Below are 16,863 nucleotides of genomic sequence, written 5' to 3' on the forward strand. Positions count from 1 at the left end.
CCAGCAGCGTAGCGAGAACGCGGTAAAAGAGCTTTCCGCCCAGCGACAGCAGACGCATCAGGAAGAAAGTAAGCAATACGATAGCTACCACTTCCGCCACGGCTGACAGCCAGTCAGAAAAAGATGACTTACTGAGGAAAGGATCAAAACGGCGATAAAATATGGGTAGATTCAGCAAAATGCCAATGTAGAGCGACAGCAAAAGCGAGAGTTTTTGCTGAGTGAGTGATTTTATATAATTCATTCGACCTTCTATTTTCCCGGCGCAACATATACTTTACAAACGCTATTCAGACCGCTTCGTTGCGCCAGAGTTCTTACCGGTAATCGCAATATTCATACAACGTGATGAACAAGAGGATTCTGAGCGGAAAAAGGAGCCTTTTCCGGAGAAGCGCGGCTAGTTAAACACAGTTAGCCACCAGGATCAGCGAATTTTCGCCATCGTTACGAGAAAGCGCGCAGTTTGTTAATGCACGAAAAAGAGAGGAAAGGCTGCGAACGCGTGGTCAGACGCGTTCGCCAATAGCGTTAGCTGATGATATTTAAGGTGACGTCGATATTATTGCGGGTGGCGTTAGAATAAGGACAAACAATATGCGCAGCGTCTACCAGCTTTTGCGCTTCTGCCTGGTCCATGCCCGGCAGATGAATATTCAGCGTGGCTTCAATACCAAAACCGGTCGGCAACGGACCGATACCGACTTCACCTTCAATAAACGCCTCTTTCGGCATCGCAATTTTATCGCGTGAAGAAACAAACTTCATTGCGCCGAGGAAACAGGCCGAATAACCCGCAGCAAACAGCTGCTCAGGGTTAGTGGCATCGCCGCCTGCGCCGCCCATCTCTTTCGGTACGCCGAGCTTAACGTCCAGCACGCCGTCTGAAGAAGTCGCGCGGCCATCACGTCCGCCAGTTGCTTTCGCTTTTGCACGGTAGATCACTTTTTCTAATGACATAGTAAACTCCTTCGATGTTTTATACGCAATTAAATCGCGCACTATTCAATGGATGCTGCATAATAAATTCTAGCCTGTCCCGCCGCCAGCGGCGGGAAACTTAACGATTAAGGTTGTCGCGCAGCTGCTCCAGCTGCCCTTTAAGGTTTTTCAGCGCCGTCAAATCGCAATCTGATGCGCAAAGTACCGATTCAGGAATGCTTAAAGCTTTTTCCCGCAGCGCGCGGCCTTCGGCAGTCAGCGTCACCACCACCTGACGTTCATCCCGACGCGAACGCTGGCGTAATAACAATCCCGCCGCCTCCAGCCTTTTCAGCAGCGGCGTTAAGGTGGCGGAATCGAGAAACAGGCGTTCGCCAATATCTGACACCGTGACATCGTCCCGCTCCCACAACACCAGCATCACCAGATATTGCGGATAGGTAATGCCGAGCCGCGTCAGCAGCTGACGATAAAGCTTATTCATTGCCAGATTCGCCGAATAGAGCGCGAAACAGAGCTGGCTATCCAGCAGTAGCGCATCTGGCACTTTTTTGTCATTTTGGTGTGTACTCATGCGTGACAATATAGATAGCGCGCTACATAATTGCAAGCGACATTTAATCACGACCAGGGGAGGTACCGATGCAGTCACTGGAAGAACGCGCAAGACGTTACGCTACTGAAGTACATGCCGCTGCCGGCCAGCGCCGTAAATATACCGATGAGCCTTATATTGTTCATCCCGCCGCGGTGGTGGAGCTGGTGCGCAGCGTAACGGACGATGAAAACATGCTGGCCGCTGCCTGGCTGCATGACACCGTAGAAGATACCGGCACCACGCTGGCGGATATTACGCAGCAGTTTGGCGCCGAGGTTGGCGCGCTGGTGGGCATGTTAACCGACAGCGCGCAACCACAGGCCAAAAACCGGGCGGCGCGAAAAGTGGCGCACTTTCGCCATACCGCAGACGCGTCGCCGCAGGCGCAAACCATTAAGCTGGCGGATATTATCGATAATACCCGCGCGATTGTGCAGTACGATCCACACTTTGCGCGCATTTACCTGGTAGAGAAGCAAGTGCAGATTGGTTTACTCCAGCAGGGCGACGCCACGCTCTGGCAACAGGCGCAGGTGACCATTGCGCAGGGCATCGCGCAGCTGCGTCAACGCCCCTATAACGTACCAGAGGCCTGGTTTACCCGTCAGGCTGCGAAGTATTTGCTTTAACAATTAAAGCGTGCCGGGCCCGTTTAACCGCGGCGCGGCAGCGCAAAACCAGCCTCAGAAAAATCTCATAATTGCTGCCGCTGGGTAATTCCAGCCATGAACCAAGTCCGCCTCCTTTTCAGATGAAAAAACAATAATCGTAGATAACGCTCTCCGCTTAACGGCGGACTTGTTTTCCTTCCGCTCTGCCGCTTAAGCCAAATTCTGTACAAAAAAAAGGCGTGCCTGCGAACACACGCTTGATTATATCTGGTACTGCTCGTCCTACCTCAACCCTGCATACGAGACGATAATCATGAGCAAAAAAGCTTCCGGTAAACATTATGGCTGTGGGCAAGGTGGGGTAAAAACGCCGTCCCTCACCATCAATCCGCTGTTTGACGACGGCTTCTCCGCCACCTCGCCCGCCGACTATTACGCACCCGCACTGCTGTCCGGCACCGCGCGCCATGTAGAAAGCGGCAACTATGTCAGCGTCACGCTCAATGGCGAAACCTGGCAAGGCCTGGTCGATAAAAACGGCGAATGGTCAATCCCTCTTCCGCCGTCAGCCATTACCAGCCTGAAAACTGACGATACCAATGACACACACGATCTGGTTATCAGCGTGACGAATAACCATGGCAAAAGCGCCACGCAAACCCGCGAAGTCCTGGTGATGGATATGTTGGATGGCCGCGCTGCGGGCATCGCCATCGGCGCTATTGCCGGGAACGATGAAGTGATTGGCCGGGAAAAAGCGCACGGTCAGGTGATCTCTGGCCTGACGGAGCGGGTGGCGGAAGGCGCGATGGTTACCGTCACGCTGGAAGGCCATAGCTGGCAGGTGCCGGTGGACGCTAACGGCGCCTGGAGTACGGTGCTGACGCCGGAGATGATGAAAACCCTGTCGCCCGGCGAACATACTCTTTCCGTCAGCGTGGAGAGCATCTCCGGCGACGGCATCAGCAGCGATACGCGCGCCTTTACCGTCGTAAAAGGCAACGCCACCCGCTGCGCCGCAGAAATAACCATTAATCCCATCAGCGGCGACGATATGCTTACCACGGGCGAACGCGCAAGCAGCCTGACCATCAGCGGCACCACGGTGAACGTCGCCAACGGCAGCCAGGTCTGGGTGCAGCTGGGCGATGAAATTTATGCGGCGACGGTGAAAAACAATCTCTGGGAAACGCAGGTGCCCGTTGACGATCTGGCGCAGCTGAAGCAGGGCGACGCCACGGTTATCGCCTGGGTAAAAGATCTGCATGAAACCGCCACCGACGTGCGTGTATTTGAAAATTTCATGTCGCCGCAGATTATACTGACTCCGCCCTATAACAACTTTGTGATCGACGATACGCAATGGGCGATGTTCGCGGAGGAGCTATCCGGTACGGTAAAAAATGTGCAGCCAGGCGCCCAGCTACATCTCCTTTTTGGCAATACCATTTATCAGCCGCGCGTTGACGCGGAAGGCAAATGGCATCAGCCCATTCCTGTCGCCGACCTGATGACGCTGGAGCCCGGCGAGATTCGGCTGGAAATCCAGGTCTCCAGAAATTACCCTCCTGAAACGGCGTGTCTGGAGCAAACGGTCACGCTGGAAGATATTTTTTCTTCGCCCGAGCCGCGCCTGGCGATCGCGCCGATTTCGACGGATGACATTATCAACGCGCAGGAAAGCCAGAACGACCTCATTATTTCCGGTTCCAGTCTGAATCTGCCAGCGGGAGAAACGGTCACCATTACCTTACCGGGCGCGCTGCCTGGCCAGACGTTTACCGGCAAGATTGGCACCTATGGCGACTGGAGCGTAACGATTCCGGCGGAGATGTTACAGAACCTGGCCGCTGATAAGTTCACCGTCAACGCGGAAACGGGCGGCGGCACCTTAACGGATAGCCGATCTATTGAAATCTTTACGGGCGGCGATCCAGAAGACACGGCGGTTATCACCATCGACTCGCTGCGCCCAGGCAGCGCGATTTCTCAGGAAGATGTGGCGGGTTACCGGCTGGTTATCAGCGGCAGCGCCGAAAACGTGGCGAACAACAGCGAAGTTCGGATACAGCTGGGCCACTCCCTCTTTATGACCACCGTGAGGGACGGTAAATGGACGCTAACCGTTCCCTATGAGACCGAGCTGAAAAACGGCCCAACGACAATTAACGTTACGGTGCGCGATGGCGAAGATACCGCCAGCGCGATATTGCCGGTCAACATAGTGGATCGCATTCCGCTGAAGATCGATCTGCTGCCCGGCGGTGACACGGTAATGCATTATGACACGCCCTGGGATCACATCATTACCGGCACCATCAGAAATGAGGGCAGTCCGGTTACCCTGACACTGAACGGGAAAAGCTATCAGGCCGTCGTCGTTGCTAACGAATGGATGGTGCGCATACCGGGCGAAGATATTAACGCCCTGCCTGCTGGCAGCGTGCCGCTTAACGTGAAAACCGGCAATTTCACCACCGGCATCACGCTGACGGTCAATGACGAAACGCAAACCTTGCCGGTCAGGGCAACGCTGGATGCGGTCAGTGACGATAATCTGATTACCTACGAGGAGATGGGCCCGCGCGGCGGCCTCTATTTAAGCGGCGGCGTGTCTGGCGCCGGCGTAGCGGCGGGCACCGTCGTGGATGTGGAACTGAACGGCTCACATTATAAAACCGCGCTGGCCAAGGTTGATGGCGAGCTGCGTTGGAGTTTCGTGATCCCGTTAGAAGAAACAAAGCTGCTGCCCATGAACGGCTCGCGCCTGATAACCGTCACGCTGGATGATTTTGATCAGCCGAGCGTGGTGACGGCGCGCGTTCTGGAATTCAACCGGGACGCCAATCCCAGCGACTACCAGCCGCGGATTGTTATCGACACGCTGTCCGATAACGCTATCGATCAAAGCGAAGTGGACGACACGCTGATTATCACCGGCTCGACGCGTTATTACGCCGTCGGCAGCACCGTGATTGTTGAAATTAATGAAATTCCGCATCAAACCACCGTTGATGATGATGGACGCTGGCAGGTCGCCTTTCCGGCCAGCGATCTGGCGACGATACCGGACGGTGATTACGAGATAAAGGCGCGCATTCCGCAAGATTTTGATCCCACTATTTCAGTTAGCGAGGATTATCGCCCCATCTCCTTTAATACCGGCAATACCGCCGCGCAAAGCGTTACTGTCGATGCCGTCACCGGCGATAATTTCCTGACGGCAGAGGAAGTTGCCGCAGACGTGACGCTTAGCGGCGCGGCCATTAACTTTGCCAACGGCAGACGGGTCGATATCGACATTGAAATTGGTGAAGGACTGCACCTTTATCGCAGCGCCTACGTGCAGGATCAGCGCTGGCAAATCACCCTGACGGCGGACGAGCTGGCCAGGCTGGAAAAAGGCTGGTTTTTGGTCACCGCCAGCGTGATGAATCAGTACTACGACACGATTGCCAGCGATAGCGTGGATGTTCGTTATAACCCGCAGGATCCGGGCTTTACGCTCGATCCGGCATTTGGCAACGCCACGCTTGCCCACTACGACGAGCCTTACGCGCACTATCTGACCGGCAACACCACTTATTTTTACCCCGGTATGGTAACCGCCACGCTTAACGGCAAAAGCTATCAGGCGAGCGTTACCGAAGGCGACTGGATGCTCTATATTCCCGGCGCGGATATTAACGCCCTGCCCGCCGGCACGCTGCCGCTCAGGCTGGAGTGGGCTTCTTACTACGATGAACCGGCCGCGGTTATCGAAACCACGCTAACGGTGAAGCCGGACACGGTGTCACACCCGTTTGGCGCGACGCTGGATGTGGTAGCCGGTGATAATCTGGTCGCCGCGCATGAAATGATTGGCGGCCTGATGCTAAGCGGCAGCGTGCTGGACGCCAGCGCCGCTGCTTTAGGCACGCCGGTAACGGTGGAGTTTTATGGCAAGCAGTATCACACCGTCTTAACGGGCGAGGCGAGTAATCCGCGCTGGAGCCTGGTGATCCCTGCTGAGGTGACCGACCAGCTTCCGACATGGGGCGATCAAATCATTACGGTGATGCTGGGCGAAACGGGCCAGCAAACGATTCCCGCATCGCGGCTGGTGGAATTTACCGATGAAGATAGCCAAAGCCAGTATATGCCGCAAATTGCGCTTTATGCCGTCGGCGATGACCTTATCGATCAAAGCGAAATCGATGCGCCGCTGCTGATTAGCGGCAACACGCGCTATGTCTCGCCGGGCCTTGAGATAGACATCACGCTGAACGGTATGCACTGGCAAACTACTAACGATAATGACGGTCGCTGGCAGGTGGAGATCCCGGCCAGCGCGCTGGAAGGTATCGCCGACGGTAGCTACACCTTAAACGCTGCGTTCACGCTCGGAGAAGATGGCAGCGATCTGGAATACACCTTTGAAGACTGGCGCACCTTAACTTTCGATACCGATCAGGCTGCCGCGGGCGAGCTGGAAACGCTTCCTCTGCTGGCCATGAGCAGCATCGATAATTACAGCGATATGAGCGAGTTGGATCTCGCTGCGACGGACGAGAAGACGCCGCTCTCAACCCCGGATGATTTGGGTCTGAGCGGCGGCAAGGAAGCGATTGCCGCGATGCTGGCATCAACAGATGATAAGCAGGTGGAAAGCGTGTCGGCGAAAGATTTAACAACGCCAGACGCAGCCGAAACCGACCCGCCGGAAAGCCGCGTAGCGCTGACGCCCGCCAGTGAAATATGGGCCAGCATCGCCAGCCGCAGCGAAGTCGACACCTCATCCTATGCTCCGCTGCATCAGTCCGATCTGCACGAGTTGCTTGCGCAGCAAACCTCGCTGGCGTAATGGCGCTGGCGGAAGGTTTTGCTTCCATAAAAAAACCCGCCAGATGGCGGGTTTTTTTATGCGATTTGCGCATTCAGTCAAGCAGTTGACGACCCAGGTAAGGATTGGTGTGCAATAGCTGCATCAGCTTCCGGGCGCTGCCTGATGGGCGGGTGCGTCTCGCTTCCCAACTTTTCACTGAAGAGACGCTCACGCCCATCACGCGGGCAAATTCATCAATTTTCATACCGGTCATTTCGCGCAGGCGTTGTGGTTCTGGCACCGAGGCCGTTTTTTCTTGCTGCACTAAAGAAGCCCCTACCACATTCCCTGTTAATACAATTTGTTCAAGACTGCTAAGTAACTCAACCATGGGATCTTTTACTTCCATAGCAAACTCCTAAAACTCACTGGAAACCACGTGAAGGAAGACAGAGATAAGAGCCTGAAGCCCAGGCTCAGAATGCCGGTTTGTTGCAGGGTTTAAGCGCAAGGCTGAGCAACATAAATCGGGAATTTAAGTATTAGACGATCGTTACAGATTTGCCGCCCATATTTTGGATATTTTTCGATCTTGCTTTCTGATTAAATTTTTAAAACAGGCGACCACTTTTGGCTTATCAGGCGTAACGCGGCACTGCGGGACGCTAACTTCACGATAATTCACTATTAATTCATTAATAGCCATATTCAGCCTAATCGCATTGATCTATGCTTTAGGCACCTTAACGCGGCGGCCACGCTGCCTTATTAAACAGAGATTTTGTTCATTTACAGGAGTAAACGCTATGGCGACTGGAGTTTCCCGCGTCTGGATGCGTCTGTGGCTGCCGTTGGCAGCGATGCTGATTGTCCTGCAGCTTACCGGCTGTGGTGATAAAGAAGGCGAACAGCGTAAGGCTTTCAGTGATTTTCTACAGAATACCGTGATGCGTAGCGGTGAACATTTACCGGCGCTGAGCGAAGATCAAAAGCAGCGCTTTGGCAACTATGCCAGCGATTACGCCATCATTTATGATTTTTCTCAGCAGGTGAATAAAGCGGTCGATCAGGGCTTGCGTCCGGTCGTGGATGAACTTTCCGCGCTGCGGGTGCCGCAGGATTATCTGACGCGCCGCGACGCGCTGCGTCAGGCAAGCGGTACGCTGAGCGTGTTGGCGCAGCAGCTGCAGAATGCTAAAACTCAGGCGGACAACAGCAAAGCCGCGCTGAAACAGCCGGACGATCTGAAGCAGGTTTACGACCGCGTTTATACCAAAGTGGTCACGCAGCCAGCTTCTTCACTGCAACCGCTGCTGCCGGCGCTCCAGTCGCTGAGCCAGGATGTGGTGCAGGCGGGCGATTTTCTGCAGCAGCAGGGAACCCGCGTCTCCTTTAATGATAACGGCGTTCAGTTCCCGACTCAGGATCAGGCCAGCCAGTACAACACGTTGATGAGCAATGTGTCGTCGAAAGCGCAGGCGCTCACTCAGGCGCAGAGCGCAGTTCAGGGCGGCTTCCAGTAACCATGCGGCGGGCGCCGCGCTTAACCGCCGCGCCCGCCGTTTTCCCGCGCTTCTCGCCCTCTTGCGCCGCTTCCCTTTAGCTTATTTTTGCTCCTGGCTACCGGGCATCGCATTCTCGCTGTCAGCCCTTTTACTTTAATGTTATCTGCCGTTTCCCTTTGACTTCTTTTCTTTTCCGAATGTCCGCCCTCACTTTTTTCCTGCCTGCCCTTTTACGTGCGCGTTTTAGCGCCCATTCACCTTTAGTCCACTGCGCTTGAGTCCAATGGCATTTTTCGGGCCAGCTGAAAGTGTGATCTGACGCATTTTCATACAAAAGTTTATTGTGACCAACATCACAATTCCGAAACAAACCCACAGCAAAAAAGTGTGATGAATATCACTTATTGACCACGTTGCGCGGTGATAATTTCGGCGTTGTTGTTTTCAATAAGCGCTTTTATGTGATCTGAATCACCAAATATGGTCCGCGTACCTACCTCTAAATGTGATCTAACTCACTTTGGCCGCCTCACTACGCAGCGTCATAAACTAGTGCTAGAGTCCGCCTGCATACAGTAATTCGACGGTTCCCCGCCGAAACGTCTTAACAAAATCACGCGCTCTCTTATTTGTCAGCGCGTAACAATAAGGGGTGTGTTTTTATGTCCTCATCAGTCAAGGTCAAGGTTCAAAGCTTTGGTCGCTTTCTGAGTAATATGGTGATGCCCAATATCGGTGCGTTTATCGCCTGGGGTATCATCACCGCGTTATTTATTCCTACCGGCTGGTTGCCTAACGAAACGTTAGCGAAACTGGTTGGCCCGATGATCACCTATCTGCTGCCGCTGCTTATCGGTTATACCGGCGGACGCCTGGTTGGCGGCGATCGCGGCGGCGTGGTCGGCGCAATCACTACCATGGGCGTGATCGTCGGCGCGGATATGCCGATGTTCCTCGGCTCGATGATTGCTGGTCCGCTGGGCGGCTGGGCAATCAAAACCTTTGACCGCGCGGTAGACGGCAAGATTAAAAGCGGCTTCGAGATGTTGGTTAACAACTTCTCCGCCGGGATTATCGGCATGCTGCTGGCGATTCTGGCTTTCCTCGCCATTGGCCCGCTGGTAGAAGGGCTCTCGCATATTCTGGCCGCTGGCGTGAATATCATGGTGCAGAATAACCTGCTGCCGCTGACCTCGATCTTTGTTGAACCGGCGAAAATCTTGTTCCTCAACAACGCCATCAACCACGGCATCTTCTCGCCTCTGGGTATCCAGCAGGCCAGCGAAGCCGGTAAATCGATCTTCTTCCTGATTGAAGCCAACCCGGGTCCAGGCATGGGTGTGCTGATGGCCTATATGTTCTTTGGCCGTGGCAATGCGAAACAGTCCGCAGGCGGCGCAGCGATTATCCACTTCCTGGGCGGCATCCATGAGATCTACTTCCCGTATGTGCTGATGTCGCCGCGCCTGCTGCTGGCAGTGATCCTGGGCGGTATGACCGGCGTCTTTACCCTGACGCTGCTGAACGGCGGCCTGGTTTCTCCGGCGTCTCCGGGTTCTATCCTTGCGGTGCTGGCAATGACGCCAAAAGGCGCCTACTTCGCCAATATCGCCGCGATCGTGGCCGCTTTCGCCGTCTCCTTCGTGGTCTCCGCTATCCTGCTGAAAACCAGCAAAGTGAAAGACGAAGACGATATTGAAGCCGCAACCCGTCGTATGCAGGACATGAAAGCGCAGTCGAAAGGTCAGGCAGGCGCGCCTGCCGCCGCTGGCATGAACGGCGACCTGAGCCACGTGCGCAAAATCATCGTGGCCTGCGATGCCGGTATGGGCTCCAGCGCCATGGGCGCGGGCGTGCTGCGTAAGAAAGTGCAGGATGCCGGGCTGTCGCAGATTTCCGTGACCAATACCGCCATCAATGCGCTGCCGGGCGATGTTGACCTGGTGATCACTCACCGTGACCTTACCGAGCGCGCCATGCGTCAGGCGCCGCACGCGCAGCATATTTCGCTGAATAACTTCCTCGACAGCGGCCTGTACAGCGATCTGACCGCCCGTCTGGTGGATGCGCAGCGCAGCGCGGTTCATCGCGAAAAGGTCAACGCCACCCTGAGCGACAGCTTCGACAGTAGCAACGAACACCTGTTTAAGCTCAGCGCTGAGAACATCTTCCTCGGCCAGCACGCCGCCAGCAAAGAAGAGGCGATCCGCTTCGCCGGCGAGCAGTTGGTGAAAGGCGGTTATGTTGAGCCAGAATATGTCGATGCAATGCTGGAACGTGAGAAACTGACCCCGACCTATCTGGGCGAGTCCATTGCGGTGCCGCACGGAACGGTCGACGCGAAAGATCGCGTGCTGAAAACCGGCGTGGTGTTCTGCCAGTATCCGCAGGGCGTTCGCTTCGGTGAAGAAGAGGATGACATTGCTCGCCTGGTGATTGGTATCGCTGCCCGTAACAACGAGCATATCCAGGTCATCACCAGCCTGACCAACGCGCTGGATGATGAAAGCGTGATTGAGCGTCTGGCCAACACCAATAGTGTCCAGGAAGTGCTGGAGCTGCTTACCGGTCAGCCAGCCTAATCCATCGTTTATATGGAGGGGCCGCTCTGCCCGGCCCCGCTATCAGGGCAAGGCAGATCTTGCCCCTTTTTTATTTTAAAGGTTATCGCAACGATGAAAGCATTACATTTCGGCGCCGGTAATATCGGTCGTGGTTTTATCGGCAAACTGCTGGCGGACGCCGGTATTGAACTGGTTTTCGCTGACGTCAATCAGGCGGTGCTGGACGCGTTAAACGCCCGTCATCAGTATCCGGTACATGTAGTCGGCGAGCAGGCGCAAGTCGAAACCGTGACCGGCGTCAGCGCGGTAAACAGCACCAGCGACGACATCATTGACCTGGTTGCCGAGGTAGATATTGTTACCACGGCGGTTGGCCCACAGATTCTGGAACGCATCGCAGGCAGCATCGCGCGCGGCCTGGCCAAACGCAGTGATAGCGCTAACTCCCGTCCGCTGAATATTATCGCCTGTGAAAATATGGTGCGCGGCACCAGCCAGCTGAAACAGCATGTACTGGCTGCCCTGCCGGAAAATTATCACGCCTGGGTTGAACAGCATGTCGGCTTTGTCGATTCCGCCGTGGATCGTATCGTGCCGCCCAGCGAAGCGGGCAGCAGCGATCCGCTGGAAGTAACGGTCGAAACCTTCAGCGAATGGATCGTTGATAAAACGCAGTTCAAAGGCACGCTGCCTGATATTCCCGGCATGGAACTGACCGACAACCTGATGGCGTTTGTTGAGCGCAAGCTGTTTACGCTGAACACCGGCCACGCGATCACCGCTTATCTCGGTCAGTTGGCGGGCCATCAAACCATTCGCGACGCGATTCTCGATCCGGCGATACGTGCGGTGGTGAAAGGCGCGATGCAGGAAAGCGGCGCGGTGCTGATCAAGCGCTACGGCTTTGATGCGGAAAAACATGCCGCCTACATCGAAAAGATTTTGGGCCGCTTTGAAAACCCTTACCTGAAAGATGACGTTGAGCGCGTTGGCCGCCAGCCGCTGCGCAAGCTGAGCGCGGGCGATCGCCTGATCAAGCCGACGCTGGGCACGCTGGAGTATCAGCTGCCGCACAATAACCTGGTGACAGGCATCGCCGCCGCCATGCATTATCGCAGCACGCAGGATCCGCAAGCGCAGGAGCTTGAAGCATTACTGGAAAAAGTGGGCCCGCAGGCCGCGCTGGCGCAGGTTTCCGGCCTCGATGCCAACAGCGAAGTCGTTGCCGCAGTGGTTAAGGCCTATGCCGCAATGCCATAATGCGCACGCTCCCGATGCGGTTTAGCGGCGAGCAACAAGGGCACAGCCAGCCTGTGCCCCCGCGCAGCATGATAAATGTACAGGCAACAATGGAAGAGAAGCAGGCTTTTGAAAATCGGGTGCTGGAGCGTCTGAATGCCGGACGCTCGGTAAGAAGCTTCCTGATTGCCGCCGTAGAGCTGTTGACCGAAGCGGTCAATCGGCTGGTGCTGCAAGTGTTTCGCAAGGATGATTATGCGGTGAAATATGCCGTCGAACCGCTGTTGCTGGGCGACGGGCCGCTGGGCGAAATGTCGGTCAGGCTGAAGCTGATTTACGGCCTCGGCGTGATTAGTCGCCATGAATATGAAGACTGCGAACTGCTGATGGCGCTGCGTGAAGAACTCGATCACGACGATACGGAATATCGCTTCAGCGACGATGAGATCCTGGGGCCGTTCGGCGAGCTGCACTGCGTCACCGCCTGGCCGCCGCGTCCCGATTTTTCAGCTGACGATGAACAGCTGCGGGCGATGCAGCAGCAGCGTTATCAGCAGGTGCTACGCTCCACCATGGTTCTCTCGCTGACCGAGCTGATTTCCCGCATTAGCATGAAGCAGGCCTTTAAAAAGTAGCCCCGCGCCCTGCCGCTTTTCGTGTATCATAGCGGCCAGTCATCAGTACAGGTAATAGCCATGAAAGAGCAGGAAAAAGCCGAAATCAAGCGCCTCAGCGACCAGCTGGACGCGCTCAATCGTAAAGAGCCGATGTTGCTGGAATCGGGCGATGCGGAGAAACTCGGCGCGCTGCTGAAAGAAAAAGAGACGCTGGTCAAAGAGATCGAGCGCTTACGCAACGTACGCGAGCAGAAGCTGAGCAAAGAAGCGCAGAAGCTACAGAAACTGCCCTTCAGCCGAGCCATCACTAAAAAAGAGCAGGCGAACCTGGGCGCGTTAAAGAAAAGCGTGCGCGGCCTGATCGTGGTTCACCCGATGACCGCGTTGGGCAAAGAGATGGGCCTGAAAGAGATGACCGGCTTCGCGCCAAAAGCGTTTTGATCCCAGGCCGGGTTGATTAAACCCGGTCAGTCCCCTTCCCCGCCACAATATCCGACAGCTGCTGTTCCAGCGTATCCATAAACTCATAGCGACGACGATACTCGGCGCGTTTTTTACTGGCGATCTCCTCCAGCGGTTTACGCGGCATCGCTAACGGCAGTTGATATAACCCATTCGGCAGCGCTTCCCCGGTCAGTGAAAGCCAGAATTCGCTGTAGCTGGCATGGAACACCTCTTTTTTGCTGTGACGGTAACGCAGGCTGCGGAACACGTGCGTTTCATCACCCACCGCCTGAATCTGTTTAACCTGGCAGCGTCCGGCAAGATAAAACAGCGTTTCCATCAGCACTCGTTTTGGGAATAAGCCATGAGCCGATTTGGTTGCGTCACGAATAATATCAGCATTTACCGTTTTGCGCGGTCCCTGCAGGCCGCCAATTAACAGCGCCAGCTCCCCAGCCTGCTCAATAAAAGAGAAAGAGAGCGAGGCAATGGTTACCGCGTTATATAACAACACCAGCGTAATTTCGCCTTCACGATCGTAGCGTCCGGTGCTGCAAACCACCTCAAACCGATCGTCATTTTTGCCGCTCAGCCGCGCCATGACCTGATCGACCGGCGACAGGAAAAGCTTATACAGCGAGCGCGGAAGCCGCTGCACGGTGTCGTAATGGGCCAGCAGCGCCTGCGCGCGCTGTTTCACGCTAAAGTTAGCGCAAAGATAAGGGCGATGAATTTTGGCTGGCAGCAGGCCCTGAATCAGCAACGCCTGGCGCATTGCCGGTAATTCCGACATCCGTTCCATATAAGAAAAGGTGGTAACCGGATAGGCCAGCGAGCGCAGCAGGAATTTCAGCCGAAAACGGCGGCATTCCCATAATTTATTTGGCTTAAATTTACCGCGGCTTAACTGGAAAAAGAGTGAACCCGTTGAAAGTTCGGGTACAGGACTTTCAGTAATAATAGACATAATATTTATCAGCCATAGAAAATAATGCGCTGATATTACGCCAGCGAATATCAACAGAAAGTTAATATTGCGCTAATAAACGTGGTGAAAGAGCGAATTTCATTTATTAATAAAGCCGCATTTATGGTCTTATTAAACAAAGGTTAAATGGAACACTATTTCAAAATAAAACCGGCGGGTTATTTCCCCGCCGGTAAAATTTATCGCTCAGCTTATTCGCTTATTTTGCGTTAGCGAAACGTGCTGCAGCTTCGTCCCAGTTAACCACGTTCCAGAACGCTTTAATATAGTCAGGACGTTTGTTCTGGTATTTCAGGTAGTAAGCGTGTTCCCACACGTCCAGGCCCAGAATTGGGTAGCCGGAAGCGCCAGAAATTGCTTCGCCCATCAGCGGGCTATCCTGGTTAGCGGTAGAGACCACTGCCAGTTTGTCGCCTTTTTTCACCAGCCACGCCCAGCCTGAACCGAAGCGGGTAGCGGCGGCTTTCTCAAACTCTTCCTGGAATTTTTCCACGCTGCCGAAATCTTTTTCGATGGCGGCCTTCAGTTCGCCCTGCAGAGTGGTGCCGGTTTTCAGACCTTTCCAGAACAGGCTGTGGTTGTAGTGGCCGCCTGCGTTGTTGCGCAGTACGGTTTTTTTCTCAGCCGGAACCAGATCCAGTTTGGTGATCAGCTCGTCTACCGGCAGGTCGGCGAATTCGGTGCCTTCCAGCGCCGCGTTGGCGTTGTTAACGTAGGTCTGGTGATGTTTGGTGTGATGGATTTCCATCGTCTGCTTGTCGAAATGCGGTTCCAGTGCGTCGTATGCGTAAGGCAGGGATGGCAGTGAATAACTCATGTTCATCATCTCCATTTATTGTAGGAGCGGCACTTTTAGTTGTAAGCACCGCGTAAGCAGTCGGATCATTATAGTTAAATTAATGATCGGGAAAAGGATTATCAATGCCCTTCTCTTTATAAGGATATAACAGATTTGTCTGATGATCGCTCAATCTGGGTAAGCAAAAAACTGCGGGCGGCAAGCGCGAAGCCTGGTATGGCAGGAAAGTAGCGGACAGCGCGCGCGTCACCACGATGTTCTGCGCCTGTGCCAACATGATGCTGAATGTCAGGCAGGAAAAAACGCACTCTTAATATTTCCCTGAAAATAATAAGCCTGTTTCACAGGCTACTGATAAGGCGTTTATAAATTAATATTATGCCAAATAACGTAGGCGATAATAATAAAAGCAGCCTTGTATATTACAAGGCTACTTAATTCAATCAGTATGCATTATTTATAACGCGACAGGCGCCGGCAGCGGTACCGGCGGCGTTTCTGTGCCGTTGCCTGCGTTATTAAACATGCCGCTTACGGCCGAAATGACTGCCGCAGCGCCCAAACCTAAGCCTAATAACCAATGCAGCGGGCAATAAGGCACTAAAGCAATAGAGGCGAGGCCCGCTCCAGCCAGCGTAGCGGCCGTATTGCCGCCGCTAATATTGTAAGCCAGGCCAGCGCCGATAAACGGAGCTGAAAAAAAGAAACCGCCAGAAACCGAGCTTATTTCTGTTGAAGTTAGCACTCTCATAGTAAGTCCTTTTATTTATGGAGAAACGACAAAATTTTCTAAAGGAATTACGGTAAAGCAGCGAGATTCAACATTAACCTTTCTAAAAAGACAACGAGGCGACGCAGCAATAACTTCTTTATAAATGCTTCATTACTAAATCAGCTAACGTTTCAGGATGAAATCAGCCGCTGCGGATGGGTATAAACCGTAGCGCGGCCAGGCTTACTAAAGCCCACCAGCGTCAAGTTACTGCGTTCGGCTACTTCAACTGCCAGCCGGGTTGCGGCAGAGACGGCAAACAGGATTTCGACGCCGCACATCGCTGACTTCTGTACCATTTCATAGCTGGCGCGACTGGAAACCAGCGCCGCGCCGCGCACCCAGCCGCGACGGCTGCGATAGCCCAACAGCTTATCCAGCGCTACGTGACGGCCTACATCTTCGCAGCCGCCTGCCAGTTCGCCGCTTTCGGATATCCACGCCGCGGCATGCGTACAGCCGGTAAGCTGCCCGACCGGTTGATAATCTTTCAGCTGATGCAGGGCGCTATCCAGCCGGCTTAAATCAAATGTCTGGGTGAACGGCAGCGGCTGAATCGGCTTGCCGATGTCATTAAGCTGTTCGACGCCGCACACGCCGCAGCCGGTACGTCCGGCCATTGCCCGACGCTGCGCTTTCAGTGCCATAAAGCGGCGGCTGGACAGCTCGATTTGCACTTCAATGCCGTTGCAGCCCGGCACCACATCCATACCGTAAATCTCTTCCGGCGCGACGATAATGCCTTCCGACAGCGAAAAGCCGAGTGCGAACGCCTCCAGATCTTTCGGCGTACTCATCATTACCACATGGGAAATACCGTTATAAACCAGCGCTACCGGCACTTCATCGGCCAGCCAGTCGCTACGGGAGTCCGTCAGCGCATCACGTTGCCACACCTGCGTTTCGCTGAGGCCTGTGAGGTTATTCACAGCATAGGCATTTTTTTGATCATCAGATTTCAATTTACGTCTACCTGGTTA

13 protein-coding genes and 1 pseudogene are annotated in these 16,863 nt (G+C 54.4%); 7 read left to right on the forward strand and 7 right to left on the reverse strand.

Going from position 1 to position 16,863, the window contains the following annotated elements; all coding sequences use genetic code 11:
* From P3C52_RS16650 to P3C52_RS16660, 3 genes and pseudogenes are all read right to left on the reverse strand, one after another.
* A pseudogene (locus P3C52_RS16650) lies at nucleotides 1–244 on the reverse strand (lipid A phosphoethanolamine transferase); the annotation flags it as partial.
* Nucleotides 245–531: 287 nt separating this feature from the next.
* Nucleotides 532–960 carry an organic hydroperoxide resistance protein gene (locus P3C52_RS16655; RefSeq protein ID WP_275556061.1) on the reverse strand — a complete coding sequence of 143 codons (429 nt, stop codon included), beginning with the start codon at nucleotides 958–960 and terminating at the stop codon, nucleotides 532–534.
* Nucleotides 961–1,060: 100 nt separating this feature from the next.
* Nucleotides 1,061–1,516 carry a MarR family transcriptional regulator gene (locus P3C52_RS16660; RefSeq protein ID WP_275556062.1) on the reverse strand — a complete coding sequence of 152 codons (456 nt, stop codon included), beginning with the start codon at nucleotides 1,514–1,516 and terminating at the stop codon, nucleotides 1,061–1,063.
* 68 nt (nucleotides 1,517–1,584) lie between these two features.
* On the opposite strand from P3C52_RS16660, the gene P3C52_RS16665 reads away from it, so the two are divergent.
* Both P3C52_RS16665 and P3C52_RS16670 read left to right on the forward strand, forming a co-directional pair.
* Nucleotides 1,585–2,169, forward strand: a complete 585-nt coding sequence (locus P3C52_RS16665; protein WP_275556063.1) for an HD domain-containing protein — start codon at nucleotides 1,585–1,587, stop codon at nucleotides 2,167–2,169.
* 295 nt (nucleotides 2,170–2,464) lie between these two features.
* Nucleotides 2,465–6,994 (forward strand): hypothetical protein, encoded by a 4,530-nt coding sequence (locus P3C52_RS16670; RefSeq protein WP_275556064.1) that lies wholly within the window; start codon nucleotides 2,465–2,467, stop codon nucleotides 6,992–6,994.
* 73 nt (nucleotides 6,995–7,067) lie between these two features.
* On the opposite strand, the gene P3C52_RS16675 is transcribed toward P3C52_RS16670, so the two are convergent.
* Nucleotides 7,068–7,364, reverse strand: a complete 297-nt coding sequence (locus tag P3C52_RS16675) for an HTH-type transcriptional regulator (protein ID WP_275556065.1) — start codon at nucleotides 7,362–7,364, stop codon at nucleotides 7,068–7,070.
* 397 nt (nucleotides 7,365–7,761) lie between these two features.
* Between P3C52_RS16675 and P3C52_RS16680 the strand changes: the two genes are divergently transcribed.
* The 5 genes from P3C52_RS16680 to P3C52_RS16700 all read left to right on the forward strand — a co-directional run bounded on the left by P3C52_RS16680 (nucleotide 7,762) and on the right by P3C52_RS16700 (nucleotide 13,321).
* On the forward strand, nucleotides 7,762–8,478 hold the full coding sequence (locus tag P3C52_RS16680; protein ID WP_275556066.1) for a DUF3053 domain-containing protein: 717 nt from the start codon (nucleotides 7,762–7,764) through the stop codon (nucleotides 8,476–8,478).
* A 644-nt stretch (nucleotides 8,479–9,122) separates the two neighbouring features.
* On the forward strand, nucleotides 9,123–11,042 hold the full coding sequence (locus P3C52_RS16685) for a PTS mannitol transporter subunit IICBA (RefSeq protein WP_275556067.1): 1,920 nt from the start codon (nucleotides 9,123–9,125) through the stop codon (nucleotides 11,040–11,042).
* Between the two features lie 93 nt (nucleotides 11,043–11,135).
* Nucleotides 11,136–12,284, forward strand: coding sequence for a mannitol-1-phosphate 5-dehydrogenase (gene mtlD / locus P3C52_RS16690; protein ID WP_275556068.1), 1,149 nt, complete (start codon nucleotides 11,136–11,138; stop codon nucleotides 12,282–12,284).
* 68 nt (nucleotides 12,285–12,352) lie between these two features.
* Entirely contained in the window at nucleotides 12,353–12,898 is a 546-nt protein-coding gene (gene mtlR / locus P3C52_RS16695; RefSeq protein WP_275556069.1) for a mannitol operon repressor MtlR, read from the forward strand.
* 60 nt (nucleotides 12,899–12,958) lie between these two features.
* The gene (locus tag P3C52_RS16700; RefSeq protein WP_275556070.1) at nucleotides 12,959–13,321 is read left to right on the forward strand and encodes a YibL family ribosome-associated protein; all 363 of its coding nucleotides are present in this window, start codon (nucleotides 12,959–12,961) and stop codon (nucleotides 13,319–13,321) included.
* 16 nt (nucleotides 13,322–13,337) lie between these two features.
* Here P3C52_RS16700 and P3C52_RS16705 read toward each other — a convergent pair whose 3' ends face one another.
* From P3C52_RS16705 to fdhD, 3 genes are all read right to left on the reverse strand, one after another.
* Nucleotides 13,338–14,291, reverse strand: coding sequence for a VirK/YbjX family protein (locus P3C52_RS16705; protein WP_275556071.1), 954 nt, complete (start codon nucleotides 14,289–14,291; stop codon nucleotides 13,338–13,340).
* Nucleotides 14,292–14,511: 220 nt separating this feature from the next.
* On the reverse strand, nucleotides 14,512–15,129 hold the full coding sequence (gene sodA, locus P3C52_RS16710) for a superoxide dismutase [Mn] (RefSeq protein ID WP_275556072.1): 618 nt from the start codon (nucleotides 15,127–15,129) through the stop codon (nucleotides 14,512–14,514).
* 885 nt (nucleotides 15,130–16,014) lie between these two features.
* Nucleotides 16,015–16,812: a formate dehydrogenase accessory sulfurtransferase FdhD gene (gene fdhD / locus P3C52_RS16715; protein ID WP_275556073.1), complete on the reverse strand. Its 798-nt coding sequence runs from the start codon at nucleotides 16,810–16,812 to the stop codon at nucleotides 16,015–16,017.
* Nucleotides 16,813–16,863 lie beyond the last annotated feature (51 nt).

Origin of the sequence: Mixta sp. Marseille-Q2659 (genome assembly GCF_940807255.1) — a bacterium.
Classification (GTDB): Bacteria; Pseudomonadota; Gammaproteobacteria; order Enterobacterales; family Enterobacteriaceae; genus Mixta.